This is a genomic window from Brevundimonas sp. NPDC055812 (genome assembly GCF_053616535.1).
In genome coordinates this window covers 12,175-31,710 of record NZ_JBSHDX010000004.1, presented here as the reverse complement: position 1 = coordinate 31,710, position 19,536 = coordinate 12,175, and the positions used below count along the sequence as shown (strand labels likewise).

Sequence of the window (19,536 nt, the reverse complement as noted above, 5' to 3'; positions counted from 1 at the left end):
GACGGTCTTCCCTGTTCGGCCGCCTACCCTTTGTTCTTGTTGAAGAAGCTCAGGATGATGAAGGCCAGGCCGATCATGCCGGGGATCGCGGCGATCCCGACGATGGGATAGTAGGCGTCCATCTCGGCGAAGCTGACCGCATAGCCGAAGATGCCGATGCCGACGGCCACCGCCAGCAGGATGACCCCGGTGCGCAGGTCGCGCGCGGCCGTCGCCGGCGGCTTGGCGTTTTCCTTGCTGATGCTCTCGATCACTTCAGGCGGCAGGGGTTGGCCCTTTTCGATGGCCGCTCGCAGGGTGGCCTGCATCTCGCGCCGGTCGCGGCTCTTCAGCCAGGCGGGGATGGCGACGATGGCGACCACCATGAGGAAGGGCGCCAGGGGGATGAGGATTTCAAAGCCGTTCATGGGTTGTCGCCCCTAGTGTGAAACGTGTTCCGGCTCAGCCTGATGCGGCGGCCTTCTGATCACAAGAGGCGGCGATGATGGCCGATGGATGCAGTTCGGCGCATGAACTCTTCGTAATGCGTCACCACAGCGTGACTCGACAGGCTTCGGTCGCCGTTCGACGGTGGCCGCCGATCCCTCGGAGGCGCGTATGAACATCACCTATCGCATCGTCCAGCACGACGGCGGCTGGGCCTACCAACTGGGCGACAGCTATTCCGAGACCTTCCCCAGCCACGCAGCGGCGCTGGCGGCGGCCTCGGCGGCGGCGCGCGAACAACGCGTGCCGGACCGCACCTCCTGGATCGAGTATGAAGACGCTTCGGGCCAATGGGTCACAGAACGCGCCGACGGCCACGACCGCCCGACCACCGCCGTCGAGGACTGAGCCTCAACCCTTCAGGGCCTCGGCGTAGACCTCCGGCTTGAAGCCCAGAAGCGTCCGCCCGTCGCCCAGATCCAGCACCGGCCGCTTGATCATCGACGGCTGGGCCAGCATCAGGTCCACCGCCTTGGCGGCGTCGATGTCGGCCTTGTCGGCGTCCGACAGCTTGCGGAAGGTGGTGCCCGCGCGGTTCAGCACCTTCTCCCAGCCATGTTCGGCGACCCAGCGCTCCACCTCGGCGCGGTTCGCGCCTGCGGCCTTATAGTCATGGAAGTCATAGGCCACGCCGTTCTGATCCAGCCAGACGCGCGCCTTCTTCATCGTGTCGCAGGCCTTGATGCCATACAGGGTGCGGGTCATGGGCGAACTCCAAGCATGACGAACAGCCGGGGTCTGGCATCGAAGCGCGGAAGGGTCAATTTGGAGCGCGTGAACAGGTCGGCTTTCGACCCGTTGCGGACGTTAGTCGACCGCCTTGCCTTCGTAGGCCGCAACCAAGTTCAAGAGAACTTGCTGATTATCACCGGTCATTTCAGCCGCGCTGCTCACCAGATAGAACTCAGCGTCGTTTGCGATGACGCCCTTGCGGACAATCTTTGCAACGGCCTTGCTGAACTTCGCACAAACAGCGGAAAGCGAAGGTAGTTCAGCTTCCGAAAGTTGGCGATCAGCTTCTAGGATTTTATCGAGGGGCCAGTTGCTGCTCATCTCCACGATGTCGCCTATCGCCATAGACAGGCTCTTTCGCGCTTTCACGGGGGAGGTTTCTGCAATGCGGTCGAGCACGACAATCGGATCGATGTCAGAGCCCGACACCACGTCATGCATCATCAATCGCACCATATGCGAGAGCCAACCCCTCAATGCCTCGTATTCTTCAGGTTGAACCTGCATGCTCGATTCCTGCACCCAGTTGGGTGCGAGTGAAATGCCCGCCTCCCACCCATAGCTGACATTCGGCGACCTACGCCTTCACAGCACTCCCAACACCGCCTCCAGAGGTCGCCCGATCGCCGCACCCTTCGGCGTCTCGACAATGGGACGCTCGACCAGGACCGGGCTCTCGATCATGGCTGCCAGAACCGTCGCGTCATCCGCATCAGCGGCCAGAAGCTCGGCGGCCTTAGCCTCCTTCTTGCGCAGCAAGCCCTTCAGCCCGCCGCCCGTCGCGCGCGCCAGACGGTTCAGCGTCTCGGCGTCCCAGCCGGTCTTCAGATACTCGACCACCGTCGGCTCGAGTCCCCGCTCGCGCAGCAGCTCCAGCGCCTTGCGCGAGGTCGAGCATTTCGGGTTGTGATAAAGGGTGACGGTCATGGTCAGACGCTCCGTTTCAACTGATCCAACATACGGCCGCCGCGAAACGCCGCCACATAGACTAGGCCCATGGCCAGTTGGACGAGCCACAGGACGATGGAGAAGGGTGATTGCAGTTCGCTCATCACTGATCCCATCGTCAGGAACCCGCCCACCAGACTCAAAAGACTATAGCCTAGCAGGGCCAGCATGATGGCGGGGATCACCCACGTCGCCTTGCGCCACTGCACCACGGCCAGAACCAGATACAGAATGGAAAAGGCGGCCATCATCGCTATCATCGTCGGCGCCAGGACGGTCATAACGCCCTCCATCATCGCCTGATCCGCCGCCGATCCGCCCTGGGCCTGCGTGACCTCGGTCATGGACTGCGCCAGCTTGTCCGACATCATCGGCAGGCTCGCCACACTCTGAACGGCGGACACGGCCAGGGCGACAGCTCCCGCACGAGCGGACCGCTGCGCCTCCGCCATACCGCGCGGCGGCGCAAAGGGATTGGCCGCGCGCAACCACAGCTTGAGCTCATGTTTCATCTATTTCCCCCGGATATCGTTCAGGCCTGGTCGCCGGATGGGGCCGAGGCGAGCCGCCCCATGGCGGCCGCTCCGCGCAGGCCGCCGATGTGCAGCAGCAGGCACAGCACCATGCCCGCCGCCCCCAGGGCGATGCTCCATCCCGGCAGCCCCGGCGCCGCCAGCGGCGCGCCGACCAGCAGGCCGACGGACAGGGCGCTCAACTCATAAAGAGCCCAGGCCAGGCCGAACACCGGCAGGACGCGGTTGGGCTTACGGTGCTGCATCCATCCCAGCACGGCGGCGAAGCCTGAGAAGAAGATCATGAAGCCCGTGGTGGCGCCGCGCACATCCTGATGCGCCGCATCGCCCTGAAACCAGACCAGTCCCGCCTGCAGCAGGCCCACGGCCGCCCAGATCCAGAACGCCCAGGCGCTGCCCCGCGCCAGCGCCATCGCCGTCTCGGCCGAATCGACCGGAGCGAAGGGTTGAGGCGGTGCGATCCGACGGTTCATGCGCGACTCCCTGACTGAGGCGGCGAAACTATCCCGCCTGACGCCGAAATCCCAAGGGCGTGAGAGAGAAACCGCCCCGCCTTCACCTTTTTCCTCGCCCCGTCTAGGGTCGCGGCCATGCGGATCGAACCTCAGGATCAGGCCGTGCTGGACCACGTCGCGGCCCGTGGCGACGCCATTGTTCAACGCGCCATCGACTGGTCCGACATCAACTCAGGCAGCCGCCACGCCGAAGGGCTGGCGCGGGTTCTCGACGTTCTGGACGCCACGGCGCGCGCCGCTTTCGGTGCGGCGGCGACGGTCGAGCGCGTGCCGACGCAAGGCTCCACCACCGTCGCCGACAGCGGCGCGGTGATCGCCGAAAGCTACGCCGACTGCCTGAAGATCACCGCCCGGCCCGAGGCGCCGCTTCAGGTCGTGCTGACCGGCCACTACGACACCGTCTTCCCCACCGACAGCGCCTTCCAGCGCGTCGTCACGCGCGACGACGGCGCCCTGAACGGCCCCGGCATCGCCGACATGAAGGGCGGGATCAGCGTCATGCTGGCCGCGCTGGAAGCCTTTGAGACGCACCCCGACAGGGCCCGCGTCGGCTGGACCGTCCTGCTGTCCCCTGACGAAGAGATCGGCTCGCCCGCCTCGGCCCCCCTGCTGGCGGAACTGGGCGCGCGCGGCCATGTCGGCCTGACCTATGAACCCGCCCTGTCCGACGGCACGCTGGCGGGCGAGCGCAAGGGCAGCGGCAACTTCCACCTGATCGTCACCGGCAAGGCCGCCCACGCGGGCCGCGCCTTCCACGAGGGCGCCAACGCCGTCGCGGGCGCCGCCATCATCGCCGCCCGCCTGCATGGTCTGAACGGCCAGCGCGAGGGCGTCACCGTCAATGTCGCCAAGATCGCCGGCGGCGGGCCGCTCAACGTCGTCGCCGACAACGCCGTCATCCGCTTCAACGTCCGCGTGCCGGACGCCCAGAGCGCGACGTGGATCGACGAAACGGTGCGCGCCATCGCCGCCGAGCCGCCCTTCCCCGGCCTGACGCTGGACCTGCACGGCGGCATGACCCGCGCGCCCAAGCCGATGGACGCCAGCCAGACGGCCCTGTTCCACGCCGTGCGCGACGCAGGCGACCTGCTCGGCCAGACCATCGCCTGGAAGTCCTCGGGCGGCGTCTGCGAGGGCAACAACCTCCACGCCGCAGGCCTGCCCAACGTCGACACCCTGGGCGTGGTCGGCGGCGAGATTCACTCGGATCAGGAATTCGCCTGGCCCGCCAGCTTCGTCGAGCGCGCCCAGTTGTCCGCCCTGATCCTGTGCAAGATCGCCTCGGGCGAGATCGACGCCCTCAAACTGAAACAGCTCCGACTGGAGACGATGTAACCGCATGCTCGTTGTTCGCCCCGCCGGTCCCGCCGACCTTCATCACCTGCTCGAACTGGCCATCCTGTCCGGCCCCGGCTTCACCAGCCTGCCCGAGGACGCCGATGTCCTGAGCGAGCGGCTGGAGCTCAGCAAGGCCAGCTTTGAAGGCAGGATCGCGCCCGAAGAAGCCTGGTACACCCTGATGCTGGAAGACGGCGACACGGGCGACATCGACGGCATCGGGTCGGTCAAGGCGACGGTCGGGCTGAAGCGGCCCTTCTTCAGCTTCCGCGTGGTCAACAACACCGTCCAGTCGCCGTCGTTGAGCGTGAAGCTGAACCATCAGACGCTGGTGCTGGTCAACGAATGCACCGGCTGGACCGAGGTCGGCTCCCTGTTCCTCAAGGCCGACCGGCGCAAGGGCGGCGCGGGCCGCCTGCTCAGCCAGTCGCGCTACATGCTGATTGGCGCCCAGCCGGACCTGTTCGCCGACAATGTGCTGGCCGAACTGCGCGGCGTCTTCACGCCCGACGGCTACTGCCCCTTCTGGGACCATGTGGCGCACAAATTCTTCCCGATGGACTTCGACGACGCCGATCGCATGACCGGCTCGACCGACAAGCAGTTCATCCTCGACCTGGCGCCGCGCCATCCCATCTACATCGACCTGCTGCCCGAACCGGCCCGCGCCGTGATCGGCAAGGTCCACCCCCAGGGCGTGCCCGCCATGGCCCTGCTGGAAAGCGAAGGCTTCCGCCCCAACGGCCTGGTCGACATCTTCGACGCCGGTCCGACCGTGGCCTGCGGCCGCGACAACATCCGCACCGTGCGCGACGCCCGCGTCCTGACCGCCCGCATCGAGAAGGAGGTCGAAGTCGACCTGCCCTCCCTCGTCTCGACCGACAGCGTCGCCGCCTTCCGCGCCGTGCGCGCCCGCGTCCTGGTCGACGGCGACCTGGCCCGCATGACCCCCGACGTCGCCGCCGCCCTGAAGATCAAGGACGGCGCTGTCGTCCGCGTGAAATCCTGAACGAGTACCCGCCATGACCCGTTTCACCTCGACCAACCCCGCCACCGGCGAAGCCGTCTGGGAAGGCGAGGCCGCCTCCGTCGAACAGGTCGCCGCCGCCGTCGAGGCCGCTCGCGCCGCCTTCCCCGACTGGGCCGACCGCCCGCGCCAGGACCGCATCGACGCGGTCAAACGCTATCAAGCCGTGCTGAAAGACCGCGCCCCCGAAATGGCCGAGGCCATCAGCCGCGAGACCGGCAAGGCCCTGTGGGAGACGAAAACCGAACTGGCCTCCATGGCGGGCAAGGTCGACATCTCCATCCGCGCCTATGACGAGCGCACCGGCGAGCGCAGCAACGAAACCGCCTTCGGCCGCGCTGTCCTCCGTCATCGCCCGCACGGCGTCTCGGCGGTGCTCGGCCCGTTCAACTTCCCCGGCCACCTGCCTAACGGCCACATCGTCCCGGCCCTGCTGGCGGGCGACACGGTCGTGTTCAAGCCGTCCGAGGAAACGCCCCTGACCGGCCAGTTGATGGCCGAATGCCTTGAGGCCGCCGACCTGCCTAAGGGCGTGTTCAACATGGTGCAGGGCGGGCGCGACACCGGCGCGGCCCTGCTGGATCAGCCGATCGACGCCCTGATGTTCACCGGCTCGGGCGCGGCGGGCGCCCATTTCCGGCGCAAGTTCGCCGATGACCCGCACGTCATCCTGGCGCTGGAGCTGGGCGGCAACAACCCGCTGGTCGTCTGGGACGCCGCCGACGCCGAGGCCGTGGCGGGCATCGTGGTTCAGTCCGCCTTCGTCACCACCGGCCAGCGCTGCTCCTGCGCGCGCCGCCTGATCGTGCCGGAAGGCGCCCAGGGCGACGCTATCGTCGAGGCCGTGGCGGCCCTGTCCGACCGCCTGAACTTCGCCCCGTGGGACAGCGACCCCGAGCCCTACGCCGGGCCGCTGATCTCGGAGAAGGCCGCCAGCGCCGCTCTCGCCGCCCTGCAACAGCGCATCGACGCAGGCGCGCGCGTGATCCGCACCTCGGGTCCGGTCGACAACCTGCCGGGCGCCTTCGTCAAGCCTGCGATCATCGACGTCACCGGCGTCGCGGTCGAGGACGAAGAAATGTTCGCCCCCTTCCTGCAGGTGCTGCGCGTCCCGACCTTCGACGCCGCCATCGCCGCCGCCAACGCCACCAGATACGGCCTGTCGGCCGGTCTGGTCAGCGACGATGCGAAGAACTGGGATCGCTTCATCAACCGCATCCGCGCGGGCGTGGTGAACTTCAACCGTCCGACCACGGGCGCGGCCGGCGACATGCCCTTCGGCGGCCTGGGCGCCTCCGGCAACCACCGCCCCAGCGCCTACTACGCCGCCGACTACTGCGCCTATCCCGTCGCCAGCTTCGAGGCCGGTTCGGTCAAGAACATCGAGAGCGAGATCAAGGGCTTGCGCACATGACCTCTGCTGTCGAGGCCAACGCCGACGGCCTGATCGGGCCGACGCACTCCTACGCCGGCCTGTCGCCGGGCAATCTCGCGTCCAGCCTGAACAAGGGCGAGGCGTCGAACCCGCGCGCGGCCGTGCTGCAGGGCCTCGACAAGATGAAGACCCTGGCCGACCTGGGCCTGCCCCAGTTCGTCCTGCCCCCGCATGAGCGGCCGAACACCCCCTTCCTGCGCGACCTCGGCTTCTCGGGCTCCGACGCCCAGGTGCTGGAACGCGCATGGAAGGACGCGCCCTCCTTCGCCGCCGCCGCCTGTTCGGCCTCGCCCATGTGGGCCGCCAACGCCGCCACGGTGACGCCCAGCGCCGACGCACGTGACGGCCGCGTCCACTTCACCCCCGCCAATCTGATCACCAACCTGCACCGCAGCCTGGAGCACGATCAGACCCGGCGCGCGCTGGACGCCCTCTTCCCCGACGCCAGCCGCTTCGCCGTCCACGACGCCCTGCCCCCGGTCGCCCACCTGGCGGACGAAGGGGCGGCCAACCACGTCCGCCTGTGCCGCGATCACGGTGAGACGGGCGTCAATCTGATGGTCTGGGGCCGCGAGGCCTTCGAGCCTTGGGACGGCCCCTACCCCGCCCGCCAGACGCGCGAGGCGGCCGAGGCCGTCATGCGCCGCCACGCTGCGTCCGGCGCCGTTCTGGCGCGTCAAGGCAAGGCCGCCATCGCGGGCGGCACCTTCCACAACGACGTGGTCTGCGTCGGCGCCCTGGACACCCTCTTCTTCCATGAGCTGGCGTTCGAGGGCACGGAAGCGACCAAGGCCGCCATCCGCGCCGCCGCCGACGGCTTCGAGCCGCAGTTCGTCGAGGTCTCGGCCGCCGACCTGCCGCTGGCCGACGCCATCAGCTCCTATCTGTTCAACTCCATGCTGATCCGGGTTCCGGGGCAGGACCGCCTGACCCTGATCTGCCCGACCGAAACGCGCGACAACCCGCGCAGCCATGCGGTCGCGCAAGGGCTCGCCGCCTCCAACGGCCCGATCGGCCATGTCGAATACGTCGACGTTCGTCAGTCGATGCGCAACGGCGGCGGCCCCGCCTGTCTCCGTCTCAGGGTCGTCCTGACCGAGGCCGAACTGGCGGCGACCAACCCGGCCATGCGCCTGACCGACGCCCTGCACGCCCGTCTGTCGGACTGGGGCCGCCGCTGGTATCGCGATAGCCTGACGGCGCGCGATCTGGCCGATCCCGCCCTGCTGGACGAGACGCGCGGCGCGCTTGACGAGCTGACGCAGATCCTGAACCTCGGCGGCGGCTTCTATCCGTTCCAACGGGTCTGACCCTCAGACAGGACCATCGGCCGCAGCCCGCGTCACGCTGCGGTCAAGCCGCCGTCATCGGACCGTAATGCGCCGCTCGTAAGCACGGGGCATGATCGCTTCACGCCGCGCCTTCATGGCCTCCGCCGCCGCCCTCGCCCTGTCGGGCTACGCCAAACGCGCCCAGGCCGTCGCCGCCGAACCGGGCGGCTTCGTCGACGGCCCCTCGCGCAACGAGGTGTTCGGCTACGGCCCGATGAAGGCCGATCCCTACGGCCTGCTGGACCTGCCCGAGGGCTTCTCCTACCGCGTGGTGTCCCAGGCGGGCGAGACCATGGCCGACGGCCTGCTGACCCCCGACAAGTTCGACGGCATGGGCTGTTTCGGGCTGGACGAGGATCGGGTGATCCTGGTCCGCAACCACGAGGTCAATCCGCTGGAATTCAACGCCAGCGCCTGGGGCGCCAACCACCGACTGGTCGGCGACCTGGACCGCGCCCGCGTCTATGGCGTCTATCCCGATGCGAACGGCGCGGTCGCTCCGCTGGGCGGCGGCACGACCACCGTCGTCTACAACCTCAAAACCGGCCGCACCGAACGCCAGCACCTCAGCCTGGGCGGCACGGCGGTCAACTGCGCCGGGGGCGTCACCCCCTGGGGCTCGTGGCTCAGCTGCGAGGAGATCGTCGCCGGAACCAAGGACGGCCTGCCCCAGGACCACGGCTGGGTGTTCGAGGTGCCGTCGCGCGCCACTGGCCTGGTCGACCCGACGCCGATCCGCGCCATGGGCCGCTTCAAGCACGAGGCCGCCTGCATCGATCCGCGCACCGGCGTCGTCTACATGACCGAGGATACGGCCGAGAGCCTCTTCTACCGCTACCTGCCGACCGACCCGCGCCGCCTGCACGCCGGCGGCCGCCTTCAGGCCCTGGCCCTGGTCGATCAGACGCGCGGCGACACCCGCAACTGGAACGATGTCCTGTGGCGTCAGGGCCAGCGCCTGGCCGTGCGCTGGGTCGATCTGGATCACGTCGAAAGCCCCGACGGCGACCTGTCCCTGCGCGGCCACGCCTCGGGCGCGGCCCTGTTCGCGCGCGGCGAAGGCGTCCACTGGGCTGGCGACCACCTCTATTTCACCTGCACCTCGGGCGGCGTCGGCCGCCACGGTCAGATCATGCGCTACGTCCCCAGTCCACGCGAGGGCCAGTCGGACGAGGCCGGCCAGCCCGGCATGCTGGAGCTGTTCGTCGAGGCGGGCGACCGCGCCGTGCTGGACTATGTCGACAACATCGCCATCGCCCCGAACGGCCACGTCATCGGCTGCGAGGACAAGCAGGTCGGAACTCAACACGTGAAGGGCGTCACCCCCGACGGCCGCGTCTACGCCATCGCCCGCAACGCCATGCGCCACGACGCCGACGAGTCGAACACCGAGTTCGCCGGCGTCTGCTGGGCGCCGGACGGCCGGACCATGTTCGTGAACCTGTACTCGCCCGGCATGACCCTGGCCGTCACCGGCCCGTGGGAGCGGTTCAGGGCCTGAGCACACCGTCACCCTCGGGCTTGTCCCGAGGGCCCATCGGGGCCTCACCCGCTACGGTTAGCGGTTAGGCGCGGCGATTAGACTCCGTGCTCGGGAGCGTGAGCTGAACCTGGGCCCTCGAGACAAGCCCGAGGGTGACGGAAAGAAGGGAGCGTCAGCGCATCCTCACCGTTCAAACGCAGGAAATTCCCGGCGTCGGCGCTCGCAGACCTTCGCTTTCCTACCGCCGCCTGCACTCATGTCATCATCCCTCCCCCGCGAGAACGCAGGGGAGAGATTCAGACGATTCAGACGAATTGGACTCTGTTTTTCTCCCTCCCCCTTCATGGGGAGAGAGAAGATGCGCCGTCTATGCCGCGAAGCGCCCGCCCTTGGCGGCGTAGGCCTGGGTGCCGTGCGTGAACACCTTGTCCGTCGGCAGAACGACTTCGATCGGCAAGGCCTCGGCCCCCTTCAGCCGCTCATAGACGGGGCCGAAGTCCTGCAATGTCACCGTCTTCAGCGCCTCGATGCTGTCGATGACGAAATAGACCTGCTGGAAGTCGTCGATGCGGTACAGGGTCTTCATCACCCGCTCCAGGTCGAAGCCCAGGCGGTTCGGCGAGGGATCTTCCAGGCTGAAGACGCTCTCGGTCGCCGACGACACGATGCCCGCGCCATAGATGCGAAGGCCGTCCGCCTCCTGCATCAGGCCGAACTCGACCGTGTACCAGTACAGCCGCGCCAGATTGGGCAGCATCCCCAGCGACGCCGCCCGCTGCCCGCCCTTGCCGTAGGCCTCCATATAGGCGGCGAAGTCGGGGTCGGTCAGCATCGGCACATGGCCGAACACATCGTGGAAGATGTCCGGCTCCTGCAGATAGTCCAACTGATCCGGCTTGCGGATGAACTGGCCCGAGACGAAGCGGCGGTTGGCCAGGTGGTCGAAGAAGACCTCGTCCGGCACCAGCCCCGGCACGCAGACCACGGTCCAGCCGGTCAGGGCCTGAAGCTTGGGGTTGATGATCTCGAAATCGGGAATGCCGCCCGCGTTCAGGTCCAGAGCGTCCAGGCCGCGCATGAAGGCCTCGCAGGCGCGGCCCGGCAGGATCTTCATCTGCCGCTCGTACAGGGTGTTCCAGGTCTGGTGTTCGACCTCGGTATAGCCGGACCAGTTCTGCGGGATGGTCCAGTCGGCGGCGGCGCCTTCCGGCGGCTGCTCGAAAACGTGCTCGAAGTCGGACATGGGAACGCTCCTCACGGCTCTGATGGCCTTTCGGGGCAGATTAGCGCGCCAACTCGCCCGCGTCACGCACGCCTGTTGCCGCGCTTGCGCGACACGGCTCAACGCAAAAGAAAACGGGCCGGAGGTTTCCCTCCGACCCGCTTCGCTTTGAAAGCTGTCTCTGGAGATCCAGAGGCCAGTTTCGAAATCTTACTTGATTTCGACCTTGGCGCCGGCTTCTTCCAGCTTCTTCTTCAGCTCTTCAGCGGCTTGCTTCGAGACGTTCTCGACGACCGGCTGCGGAGCGCCTTCGACCAGGTCCTTGGCTTCCTTCAGACCCAGGTCGGTGCGGACGCCGCGGACTTCCTTGATGACGTTGATCTTCTTGTCGCCGCCGTCAACCAGGACAACGGTGAACTCGGTTTGCTCTTCGCCAGCCGGAGCGGCTTCAGCAGCACCGGCGACAGCGGCGACGGCGACCGGAGCGGCGGCCGAAACGCCCCACTTCTCTTCCAGCAGCTTCGACAGTTCAGCGGCTTCCAGGACGGTCAGAGCCGACAGTTCTTCAACGATTTTGGCGAGATCAGCCATGTTAGTCTTCCTTCGGTAGGATGAGGTTCAGAGAGATATGCAGAGATGACGGGGCTTAGGCGGCGTCTTTGGTCGCGTACGCGTTGAAGACGCGAGCCAGCTGGCCGGCCGGCGCTTGCAGAACGCCGGCGACCTTGGTCGCCGGAGCTTGCAGCAGGCCGATGAGCTTGCCGCGCAGTTGGTCCAGCGACGGCAGCTTGGACAGGGCCTCGACGCCCTTGGCGTCCAGAACCTTGTCGCCCATGAAACCGCCCTGGATGACGAACTTGTCGTTGCCCTTGGCGAATTCGGCCGTGACCTTGGCGGCGGTGACGGGATCGGCGGCGTATGCGATGCCCACGGGGCCCTTAAACAGGCTGTGGTACTCGCTGCCTTCCTCGACGCCCAGCGCCTTGAGCGCCAGACGATTCTTCACCACCTTGAACGCGGCGCCTTCTTTACGAAGACGACCACGCAGGTCTTCCATCTCCACAACGGTCAGACCCAGGTTGTGGGTCACGACCACGGCGCCCGCGTCGGCGAACACGCTCTTCAGCGATTCGATCGACTCGGCTTTTTGTGCGCGGTCCATTGTGGTCTCCAGTTTTGGTATTCGCCGCCGGGCTTATTCCCGACGACGGATTTGGCTTAAGCGCCATGCATCGCTGCACAGCGTTCCGGCCGGTCTTATTGTCCGAAGGAAGCGTGGCCCGCCCGCCGGATTCCGGCAGGCACAAGGTCTTTGCATCCCCATCTCCCCACGGCGTCAGAAGGCCTTCTGACGATTATGACGCGGGCGACCCCCGCATCCCGAAGTTCTCGGACAGGCATCGTCGAGGCCGAGACCCCGACGAGATGCGGGCTCTATACACGGCCGGGCGGGAAAATCAACGCCCGTGCGACGCCTTCGGGCGACGGCGCAAACGCCCTACTCCGCCCCGCGGCTCGGCCTGAAGTCACGGATCAGTTCGGCCAGCTCGACCTCGTCCACGGCGACGGCCGCGTCTTCGGTGGACATCCAGCGGCGCTCGCGCTGGGCGTCCTCGGGCCAGGCGCCCAGCTGGATGAAGACCTCCAGCGGATAGACGCTGGCGATGGTGGCCTGAACCCGCCCGGACTTCAGCCGCTTGCCGTATCGGAACCAGCCGATCGGCGCGCCCATGACGTCGCCCTGGACCCCGGCCTCCTCGTAGGCCTCGATCACGGCGGCCTCGGCGTCGGTCTTGCCCGCCATGCGGTTGCCCTTGGGGATGACCCAGCGCCGCGTCTCGCGCGAGGTGATCATCATGATCTCCACGCCGTCGGCGCCGTGCCGCCAGGGCAGGGCCGCGACCTGGCGGGTCTCCGATGACAGGGTGCGAGGCTTGTTCGACATCAGGTCAGGAACAGCCCGCCCAGGGCGTAGAACAGGGCGCCGATGGCGGCCGCGGCCGGCATGGTGATGAACCAGGCGGTGACGATGCTGCGCGCCACGCTCCAGCGCACGGCCGAGACGCGCTTGGCCGCGCCGACGCCGATGATGGCGCCGGTGATGGTGTGGGTGGTCGACACCGGAATGCCCAGGCTGGTCGCAGCGAACAGGGTGATGGCCCCGCCGGTCTCGGCGCAGAACCCCTGCTGGGGAGACAGACGTGTGATCCGGGATCCCATGGTGTGCACGATCTTCCAGCCGCCGAAGAGCGTACCCAGGGCGATGGCCGCCTGACAGGTGATGACCACCCAGAAGGGCACGTGGAACTCGCCGCCCAGCATGCCGCGCGAATAAAGCAGGATGGCGATGATCCCCATCGTCTTCTGGGCGTCGTTACCCCCATGCCCCAGGGAATAGGCCGAGGCCGACACGAACTGCAAACCGCGGAAGACCCGGTCGGCGAAGTTGGGATTGGCCTTGGCGAACAGCCAGGACACGATCAGCACCAGCAACAGGGCCAGCAGGAAGCCGATCGCGGGCGACATGAAGATGGCGCCGACCGTCTTCAGCACGCCGCTGAGCACGATGGCCCCGCCGCCCGCCTTGGCCACGCCCGCGCCCAGCAAGCCGCCGACCAGGGCGTGGGAACTGGATGAGGGAATGCCCGCAATCCAGGTGATGACGTTCCAACTGATGGCGCCCATCAGCGCGCCGAAGATCACCTGATCCGAAATGATGTCCGGCGAGATGATGCCCCGACCGATGGTGTCGGCGACATGCAGGCCGAAGAACAGGAAGGCGATGAAGTTGAAGAAGGCCGCCCAGCCCACCGCATAGATCGGCGGCAGGACGCGCGTGGCGACGATGGTGGCGATCGAGTTGGCGGCGTCGTGCAGACCGTTCAGGAAGTCGAACAGCAGGGCGACGCCGATCAGGAAGGCCAGGATCAGGAGGGCGTGGTCCATGACCGTCCTACAGGTGCTCGACCAGAACGCCGTTGATACGGTTGGCGACGTCCTCGAACCGGTCGATCACCTTCTCCAGGTGGTCCAGCAACTGGCTGCCGATGATGAAGCCCAGGGTGTTGCCGCCCGTCATGTCGTGACGGTGCGCCTCGTACAGGGCCTTCATGCCCGCATCATAGAGGTCGTCGCTGCGGGCTTCCAGATTGGTGATCTGCTCCGTCAGGATCGCCAGCCGCTCATGGTTCTTGCGCATGGCCGGCAGCAGGGTGAAGGCCTCCTGCGTCAGCGCCCCGCATTCGACGGCGATGTCCGCCAGTTCCTGCATCTTGGGCGAGAAGTCGCGCATCTCGTACAGGGTGACCACCTTGGCGGCCTTCTGCATCTGATCGATGGTGTCATCCAGCGAGTTCGTCAGACCCCGAATATCCGCGCGGTCGAACGGAGTGATGAAGCTGCGGCGCACCGCGAACAGCACCTCGCGCGCGATCTCATCGGCCTCTTCTTCATGGGCGACCACCTTGGCGCACCATTCGCCGGTCGCCGGCCCCCCGTTCATCATCTGACGCAGCGCGCTCGCGCCATGAACCAGAGATTGGGCATGGGCGTCGAACAGGCGGAAGAAGTTGTCTTCCTTAGGCAGCAGCGCCTGAAACCAGCTGAGCATGAGCATCTCCCGCAAGGCCGCCCTCCGGCGCCTGCCGCTCCAAGACCGGATTCCGCCCCGGCTCGTCAAGTCATCCGCACACGGATTTAGTGGATTAGCCCTCTCCCGACCGCGCATCATAGGCTGACTGGGCGACCGCCACCTCGCTCATCCGGGTCTCGGCCCAGTCGATCATCGGCCTCAGGGCCTGAACCAGTCCCTGGCCCAAGGGCGTGATCGTATAGGTCACCGATACCGGCACGCTCGGCTCGACCCGGCGCGTGACAAGGCCGTCGCGTTCGATCTGGCGCAGGGTCTGGCTCAGCATCTTCTGCGACACGCCCTCTATTCGACGCTTCAGCGCGTTGAAGCGCATCGGGCCGTCCGACAGGGTCGTCAGCAGCAGCACCGTCCACTTGTCGGCGATCCGGTCCAGCAACAGGCGGGTCGGGCAGTCGGCGGCGTAGACGTTTCCGCGCTCGCCCCCGCTGGAAGCGGTCACCATCGGGGAACCTGGTGAGAGAAAAGTGCCTTCTTGCATGACCGCTTCCTTTAACACACCTGGTTCCCATTGGTAACCACAAGGAGCATACTCATGAAAGTGACTGTCCTGGGCGCCAGCGGCCGCGTCGGATCGGAAATCGTCAAGGAACTGGCCCGACGCGGACATCAGGTGACGGGCGTGGCCCGTCGGCCTGAACGGGTCCCTGCGGGGGCTGGCGTGACGGCGGTAGCCGGGGATGTGAACCAGCCCGCAACCCTCGCCCCGGCCCTGGTCGGCGCCGACGCCGTGGTCAGCGCCGTCATGTTCGTGGACAGCGATCCGGCCCTGCTGATCCAGGCGATCAAGGATGCGGGCGTTCCGCGCTACCTGGTGGTCGGCGGCGCCGGTAGCCTGGAGATCGCGCCGGGCCAGCGCCTGGTCGACACGCCCGCCTTCCCCGAAGCCTATAAGGCCGAAGCCCTGGCCGGCGGCCGGTTCCTGGATGCTCTGCGCGCCGAGCCTGAGCTGAACTGGACCTTCCTGTCCCCTTCGGCCCTGTTCGACGGGTCAGAGCGCACCGGCGTCTTCCGCCTGGGCGGCGACGCCCTGCTGACGGACGACCAGGGGAACAGCCGCATCTCCTTCCCCGACTACGCCATCGCCATGGCCGACGAGATCGAGACGCCGAAGCACCCGCGCGCCCGCTTCACCGTTGGCTACTGAACAGTCAGGCCTCGAAGCACGATAGGCCGCGACCAAAGAAAACGGCCCCGGAGATGTCTCTCCGGGGCCGTCGTCGTTCTTAGCCGTGAAGCCGGATCAGGCGCCCAGCGAAGCCGGGTCGATCTTGAAGCCCGGGCCCATCGTCGAGGACAGGGCGATGCGCTTCACATAGGTGCCCTTGGCGCCCGACGGCTTGGCGCGGACGAGGGCGTCCACGATGGCCTTGACGTTGGCTTCCAGGGCGTCCTGCGTGAAGGAGGCCTTGCCGATGCCGGCGTGGACGATGCCCGCCTTCTCGACGCGGAACTCAACGGCGCCGCCCTTGGCGTCCTTGACGGCCTGGGCGACGTTCGGGGTCACAGTGCCGACCTTCGGGTTCGGCATCAGGCCGCGCGGGCCCAGCACCTTACCCAGACGACCGACCAGGGCCATCATGTCCGGCGACGCGATCACGCGGTCGAAGTCCATGAAGCCGCCGGCGATCTTCTCGTACAGGTCTTCAGCGCCGACGTGCTCGGCGCCGGCGGCCTTGGCTTCATCAGCCTTGGCGTCCTTGGCGAAGACGGCGACGCGGACGTCACGGCCGGTGCCCGAGGGCAGGTTCACCACGCCGCGGACCTGTTGGTCGGCGTGACGCGGGTCGACGCCCAGGTTGACGGCGATTTCGATCGACTCGTCGAACTTGGCCTTGGCGTTGTCCTTCACCAGCTTGATGGCTTCGTTGAAGGCCAGCAGGTCTTCGGTGACGCCCGTGCGGGCCTTGTGGGCTTTGGTCAGCTTAGCCATGTCTTAGCCCTCCACCACTTGAATGCCGATGGCGCGGGCCGAGCCCTCGATGATGCGCGACGCGGCGTCCAGGTCGTTCGCGTTCAGGTCCTTCATCTTCTTCTCGGCGATTTCGCGCAGTTGCGTCTGCGTGACCTTGCCGGCGAACTCGCGGCCGACGAGCTTGGAGCCCGACTTGATGCCAGCGGCCTGCTTCAGATACCAGGTCGCCGGCGGCGTCTTGGTGATGAAGGTGAACGACTTGTCCTGATAGACGGTGATGACGGTCGGAAGCGGGGTGCCCTTGGCTTCCTTCTCGGTCCGCGCGTTGAACTCCTTGCAGAAGCCCATGATGTTCACGCCGCGCTGACCCAGAGCCGGGCCGATCGGGGGCGAAGGCGTGGCCGAACCGGCCGGCACTTGCAGCTTGATATAGCCGAGAATCTTCTTGGCCATTGGTCTCTCCTATGAATGACCCGATGACGATGCGTCGGGCCGGTGAGCCGTGGTCCGGCATGGCTGCCTTCCACGGATTTGACGCCGGGCGACTCCAAGGCCGTCCAGCGAAGGCGCGCGTTTAGCAGGCAGGCCCTGAAAACGCAAACGGGACCGCCCGGAGACGGTCCCGATCTCTGCGTGGCGTCAGCGGCCGATCAGGCGCTGACCTTCTCCACCTGATTGTATTCCAGGTCGACCGGGGTCGGGCGGCCGAAGATGGAGACGGCCACGCGCAGGCGGGCGTTCTCTTCGTCGACGCTCTCGACCTGACCGTCGAAGCTGGCGAACGGGCCGTCGGTGACCTTGACGTTCTCGCCGATGTCGAAGCGGATGGTGGGCTTCGGACGCTCGACGCCCTCTTCCACCTGGCCGATGATGTTCTGGACTTCACGTTCCGAGACCGGCAGCGGCTTAGTGCCGCCCGCGGCGCCCAGGAAGCCCGTGACCTTCGGCGTGTTCTTGACCAGGTGATAGGCCTCGTCAGTCATCTCCATCTTCACCAGCACATAGCCGGGGAAGAATTTGCGCTCGGCGTTGACCTTCTTGCCGCGGCGGATCTCGACGACGTCCTCGGTCGGAACCAGGATTTCGGAGAAGGCGTCTTCCAGGCCCTGTTGCTTGGCCTGGTCGCGCAACTGCTCGGCGACCTTCTTTTCGAAGTTCGAATAGGCGTGGACGATATACCACTTGTGGCGGGGGTTGGCCGCCGGCTTGGGCGCTGCATCGGTCATGTGCGCGTCTCCTTTATTGGCCAAGGCTGAGGATGATGCGGGACGCGAAGCCGAGACCCGTGTCGACGATCCAGAAGAAGGCGGCCGCGATCAGCACCATGATGAAGACCATCACCGAAGTGATCCAGGTCTCCTTGCGGCTGGGCCACACGATCTTCCGCGCCTCGGCGCGAACCTCGTTGATGAACTGCGGGATGGACGTCTTCTTCTTCGGCGCGGGCGCGTCGACGGCCACGGTCGCTGCGCCTTGCGCGGCTGCTGCGGTCTTGGTCCCCGTGGAGCGGCGGCCGCCCGGGGTCTTCGCCTTGGCCATTTTGACGTCTCTTCAACCTCTGGATCCTGCTGCCCCACATGGGAAGTCCCAGGCGATCGCAACAGGGGGAATGGCAGGAGTGGAGGGACTCGAACCCCCGGCCCTCGGTTTTGGAGACCGATGCTCTACCAGCTGAGCTACACTCCTAGTGTCCCGGACAAAGATCAGCGCGCCGTGGATATTCACCCAGCGGCGCGACCCTCGCCAGAGGGGGGCGTATGCCCGAGGGCCACGGTCATTTCAAGGGCCATCTGCGCCGCAGGCGCGCGAAGTCGCGGATTTTCCTCAGAACAGACGGGCCACGGCGCTGGGCTCATAGCTCAGCCCTTTCACCAGGGCGTCGGAATCGCCGACCGAGAAGGTCTGGGCCCGACTGCGGCCGTCGATCACGGCCACCGCCTCGATCTCCTCGGGAATCACCTTGACCACCGCGACGGCGTCGCCGCCCGGCGCCCAGGGGCTGATGTCCGGCGAGCGGGCGATGATCAGGTCGTTCAGCCGCTTCACCTCGTCGCCGTCCGTGACCTCTTCGGCGCGACCGTCGATGGAGACGCCGACCGCCTCACCCTCCTGGCCCACGCCGCGCACGGCCACGCCGACACGCGGGTCGGCGGTCAGGTTCTTCAGCTTCTCGCTGTCGCGGGCGGTGACGAAGTAGAGGTTCAGCCCGTCGTTCAGATAGCCCAGCGTCGCCGCCTGCGGCCGACCGTCAGCCCGGTTCACGGCCAGAGTCATCAGCTTCTGGCTGTCCAGCAGCTTGAGGATGGCGGCCACCGCGCCGCCGTGGATCGGGGTGATGCGCGAGGTCGAGCTCATGGCGATTCTCCAGAAGATGACGAGGCAGATTGGCTGGGCAGCTTCGGCGCGGCCTTGACGCAGATCAAGGCGGCTGGACCCCGCTTCGGTTCCAATGTCCCCATGACAGAGTCCCGCTTCGCGTCCGATGCGCCTCGCCTGGAGGTGGCCCCCCTCAGCGAAGCCGAGGCGCCCGCCGCCTTCGCCCTGGCGCGGCTGTGGCGGCCCAATCTGGAGCCGGCCCAGTGGGACGCCTTCCTGACCGCATGGCGCGCCGCGCCGGAAAGCCGGGGAATCCTCAGCGCGCGCAATCAGCGCGGCGGGGTGCTGGGCTTCGTCAGCTGGTGGCGCCAGCCCGACCTGGAGTACCGCGAGACCTTGTGGGCCGGCCCCTTCGTCGTGCGCGAAATGGGCGTGCGCCCTCTGGTGCGGCAGAGCCTGGCCGTCGAGCTGACGGCCCTCGCCTGTCAGCTCGGCGCGCGACTGCGCTACGCCGAGGAAGCCGCCGCGCCGGACTGCGCCGCCGAACTGACGGCTAGGACAGGCTGACCTATTCGGAATCAGCCCCTCATCGCCTAGACTGCCGCG

Annotated in this window: 26 protein-coding genes and 1 tRNA gene; 8 read left to right on the top strand and 19 right to left on the bottom strand. The window is 67.0% G+C overall.

Features of this window, described 5'->3' with window-relative positions; translation table 11 throughout:
• Positions 1–23 precede the first annotated feature (23 nt).
• Positions 24–407: a DUF6249 domain-containing protein gene (locus ACWGL1_RS07905; protein ID WP_291774177.1), complete on the bottom strand. Its 384-nt coding sequence runs from the start codon at positions 405–407 to the stop codon at positions 24–26.
• A 190-nt stretch (positions 408–597) separates the two neighbouring features.
• On the opposite strand from ACWGL1_RS07905, the gene ACWGL1_RS07900 reads away from it, so the two are divergent.
• Entirely contained in the window at positions 598–834 is a 237-nt protein-coding gene (locus ACWGL1_RS07900; RefSeq protein WP_289647651.1) for a DUF2188 domain-containing protein, read from the top strand.
• A 3-nt stretch (positions 835–837) separates the two neighbouring features.
• Here ACWGL1_RS07900 and ACWGL1_RS07895 read toward each other — a convergent pair whose 3' ends face one another.
• The 5 genes from ACWGL1_RS07895 to ACWGL1_RS07875 form a co-directional block, all read right to left on the bottom strand.
• Positions 838–1,191 carry an ArsC family reductase gene (locus tag ACWGL1_RS07895; RefSeq protein WP_346486511.1) on the bottom strand — a complete coding sequence of 118 codons (354 nt, stop codon included), beginning with the start codon at positions 1,189–1,191 and terminating at the stop codon, positions 838–840.
• A 102-nt stretch (positions 1,192–1,293) separates the two neighbouring features.
• A complete protein-coding gene (locus ACWGL1_RS07890) occupies positions 1,294–1,725 on the bottom strand; it encodes a hypothetical protein (protein WP_452111696.1) in 432 nt (143 codons plus the stop codon).
• A gap of 78 nt (positions 1,726–1,803) precedes the next feature.
• On the bottom strand, positions 1,804–2,145 hold the full coding sequence (locus ACWGL1_RS07885) for an ArsC/Spx/MgsR family protein (RefSeq protein ID WP_452111695.1): 342 nt from the start codon (positions 2,143–2,145) through the stop codon (positions 1,804–1,806).
• Positions 2,146–2,147: 2 nt separating this feature from the next.
• The gene (locus ACWGL1_RS07880) at positions 2,148–2,678 is read right to left on the bottom strand and encodes a hypothetical protein (protein WP_452111694.1); all 531 of its coding nucleotides are present in this window, start codon (positions 2,676–2,678) and stop codon (positions 2,148–2,150) included.
• Between the two features lie 20 nt (positions 2,679–2,698).
• Entirely contained in the window at positions 2,699–3,172 is a 474-nt protein-coding gene (locus ACWGL1_RS07875; RefSeq protein WP_291774166.1) for a hypothetical protein, read from the bottom strand.
• Between the two features lie 117 nt (positions 3,173–3,289).
• Between ACWGL1_RS07875 and ACWGL1_RS07870 the strand changes: the two genes are divergently transcribed.
• The 5 genes from ACWGL1_RS07870 to ACWGL1_RS07850 all read left to right on the top strand — a co-directional run bounded on the left by ACWGL1_RS07870 (position 3,290) and on the right by ACWGL1_RS07850 (position 9,846).
• The gene (locus tag ACWGL1_RS07870; protein ID WP_452111693.1) at positions 3,290–4,549 is read left to right on the top strand and encodes a hydrolase; all 1,260 of its coding nucleotides are present in this window, start codon (positions 3,290–3,292) and stop codon (positions 4,547–4,549) included.
• A 4-nt stretch (positions 4,550–4,553) separates the two neighbouring features.
• On the top strand, positions 4,554–5,561 hold the full coding sequence (locus ACWGL1_RS07865; protein ID WP_291774162.1) for an arginine N-succinyltransferase: 1,008 nt from the start codon (positions 4,554–4,556) through the stop codon (positions 5,559–5,561).
• A gap of 13 nt (positions 5,562–5,574) precedes the next feature.
• The gene (astD, locus tag ACWGL1_RS07860; protein ID WP_452111692.1) at positions 5,575–6,993 is read left to right on the top strand and encodes a succinylglutamate-semialdehyde dehydrogenase; all 1,419 of its coding nucleotides are present in this window, start codon (positions 5,575–5,577) and stop codon (positions 6,991–6,993) included.
• Positions 6,990–8,324: an N-succinylarginine dihydrolase gene (gene astB, locus ACWGL1_RS07855; RefSeq protein WP_291774158.1), complete on the top strand. Its 1,335-nt coding sequence runs from the start codon at positions 6,990–6,992 to the stop codon at positions 8,322–8,324. Before astD ends, astB begins: the two co-directional genes overlap by 4 nt.
• 91 nt (positions 8,325–8,415) lie before the next feature.
• A complete protein-coding gene (locus tag ACWGL1_RS07850; RefSeq protein ID WP_452111691.1) occupies positions 8,416–9,846 on the top strand; it encodes an alkaline phosphatase PhoX in 1,431 nt (476 codons plus the stop codon).
• A gap of 349 nt (positions 9,847–10,195) precedes the next feature.
• Here the strand turns inward: ACWGL1_RS07850 and phhA are convergent, their stop codons facing one another.
• The 7 genes from phhA to ACWGL1_RS07815 all read right to left on the bottom strand — a co-directional run bounded on the left by phhA (position 10,196) and on the right by ACWGL1_RS07815 (position 15,144).
• Positions 10,196–11,071 carry a phenylalanine 4-monooxygenase gene (gene phhA / locus ACWGL1_RS07845; protein WP_452111690.1) on the bottom strand — a complete coding sequence of 292 codons (876 nt, stop codon included), beginning with the start codon at positions 11,069–11,071 and terminating at the stop codon, positions 10,196–10,198.
• A 189-nt stretch (positions 11,072–11,260) separates the two neighbouring features.
• Positions 11,261–11,641 carry a 50S ribosomal protein L7/L12 gene (gene rplL, locus ACWGL1_RS07840; protein ID WP_046654319.1) on the bottom strand — a complete coding sequence of 127 codons (381 nt, stop codon included), beginning with the start codon at positions 11,639–11,641 and terminating at the stop codon, positions 11,261–11,263.
• 55 nt (positions 11,642–11,696) lie between these two features.
• On the bottom strand, positions 11,697–12,212 hold the full coding sequence (gene rplJ / locus ACWGL1_RS07835) for a 50S ribosomal protein L10 (RefSeq protein WP_003168522.1): 516 nt from the start codon (positions 12,210–12,212) through the stop codon (positions 11,697–11,699).
• 336 nt (positions 12,213–12,548) lie between these two features.
• Positions 12,549–12,995 carry an NUDIX hydrolase gene (locus ACWGL1_RS07830; RefSeq protein ID WP_343829484.1) on the bottom strand — a complete coding sequence of 149 codons (447 nt, stop codon included), beginning with the start codon at positions 12,993–12,995 and terminating at the stop codon, positions 12,549–12,551.
• Positions 12,995–13,996 carry an inorganic phosphate transporter gene (locus ACWGL1_RS07825; protein ID WP_291774143.1) on the bottom strand — a complete coding sequence of 334 codons (1,002 nt, stop codon included), beginning with the start codon at positions 13,994–13,996 and terminating at the stop codon, positions 12,995–12,997. The genes ACWGL1_RS07830 and ACWGL1_RS07825 overlap by 1 nt, the downstream gene beginning before the upstream one ends.
• 7 nt (positions 13,997–14,003) lie before the next feature.
• Positions 14,004–14,660: a DUF47 domain-containing protein gene (locus tag ACWGL1_RS07820; protein WP_312219151.1), complete on the bottom strand. Its 657-nt coding sequence runs from the start codon at positions 14,658–14,660 to the stop codon at positions 14,004–14,006.
• Positions 14,661–14,754: 94 nt separating this feature from the next.
• Entirely contained in the window at positions 14,755–15,144 is a 390-nt protein-coding gene (locus tag ACWGL1_RS07815; protein ID WP_452111689.1) for a winged helix-turn-helix transcriptional regulator, read from the bottom strand.
• A gap of 90 nt (positions 15,145–15,234) precedes the next feature.
• Between ACWGL1_RS07815 and ACWGL1_RS07810 the strand changes: the two genes are divergently transcribed.
• Positions 15,235–15,846, top strand: a complete 612-nt coding sequence (locus ACWGL1_RS07810) for an NAD(P)-dependent oxidoreductase (RefSeq protein ID WP_452111688.1) — start codon at positions 15,235–15,237, stop codon at positions 15,844–15,846.
• 96 nt (positions 15,847–15,942) lie between these two features.
• On the opposite strand, the gene rplA is transcribed toward ACWGL1_RS07810, so the two are convergent.
• The 6 genes from rplA to ACWGL1_RS07780 all read right to left on the bottom strand — a co-directional run bounded on the left by rplA (position 15,943) and on the right by ACWGL1_RS07780 (position 18,969).
• On the bottom strand, positions 15,943–16,632 hold the full coding sequence (rplA, locus tag ACWGL1_RS07805; RefSeq protein ID WP_312219154.1) for a 50S ribosomal protein L1: 690 nt from the start codon (positions 16,630–16,632) through the stop codon (positions 15,943–15,945).
• A gap of 3 nt (positions 16,633–16,635) precedes the next feature.
• A complete protein-coding gene (rplK, locus tag ACWGL1_RS07800) occupies positions 16,636–17,067 on the bottom strand; it encodes a 50S ribosomal protein L11 (protein WP_312219155.1) in 432 nt (143 codons plus the stop codon).
• A 197-nt stretch (positions 17,068–17,264) separates the two neighbouring features.
• Positions 17,265–17,840 (bottom strand): transcription termination/antitermination protein NusG, encoded by a 576-nt coding sequence (nusG, locus tag ACWGL1_RS07795; RefSeq protein WP_003168512.1) that lies wholly within the window; start codon positions 17,838–17,840, stop codon positions 17,265–17,267.
• 13 nt (positions 17,841–17,853) lie between these two features.
• Entirely contained in the window at positions 17,854–18,153 is a 300-nt protein-coding gene (secE, locus tag ACWGL1_RS07790; RefSeq protein WP_291774119.1) for a preprotein translocase subunit SecE, read from the bottom strand.
• Between the two features lie 71 nt (positions 18,154–18,224).
• Positions 18,225–18,300 (bottom strand) — tRNA-Trp (locus ACWGL1_RS07785).
• Between the two features lie 138 nt (positions 18,301–18,438).
• Positions 18,439–18,969 (bottom strand): pyridoxamine 5'-phosphate oxidase family protein, encoded by a 531-nt coding sequence (locus ACWGL1_RS07780; RefSeq protein WP_312219156.1) that lies wholly within the window; start codon positions 18,967–18,969, stop codon positions 18,439–18,441.
• Positions 18,970–19,071: 102 nt separating this feature from the next.
• Here ACWGL1_RS07780 and ACWGL1_RS07775 point away from each other — a divergent pair, with 102 nt between their 5' ends.
• On the top strand, positions 19,072–19,497 hold the full coding sequence (locus tag ACWGL1_RS07775; protein ID WP_452111687.1) for a hypothetical protein: 426 nt from the start codon (positions 19,072–19,074) through the stop codon (positions 19,495–19,497).
• Positions 19,498–19,536: the final 39 nt, after the last annotated feature.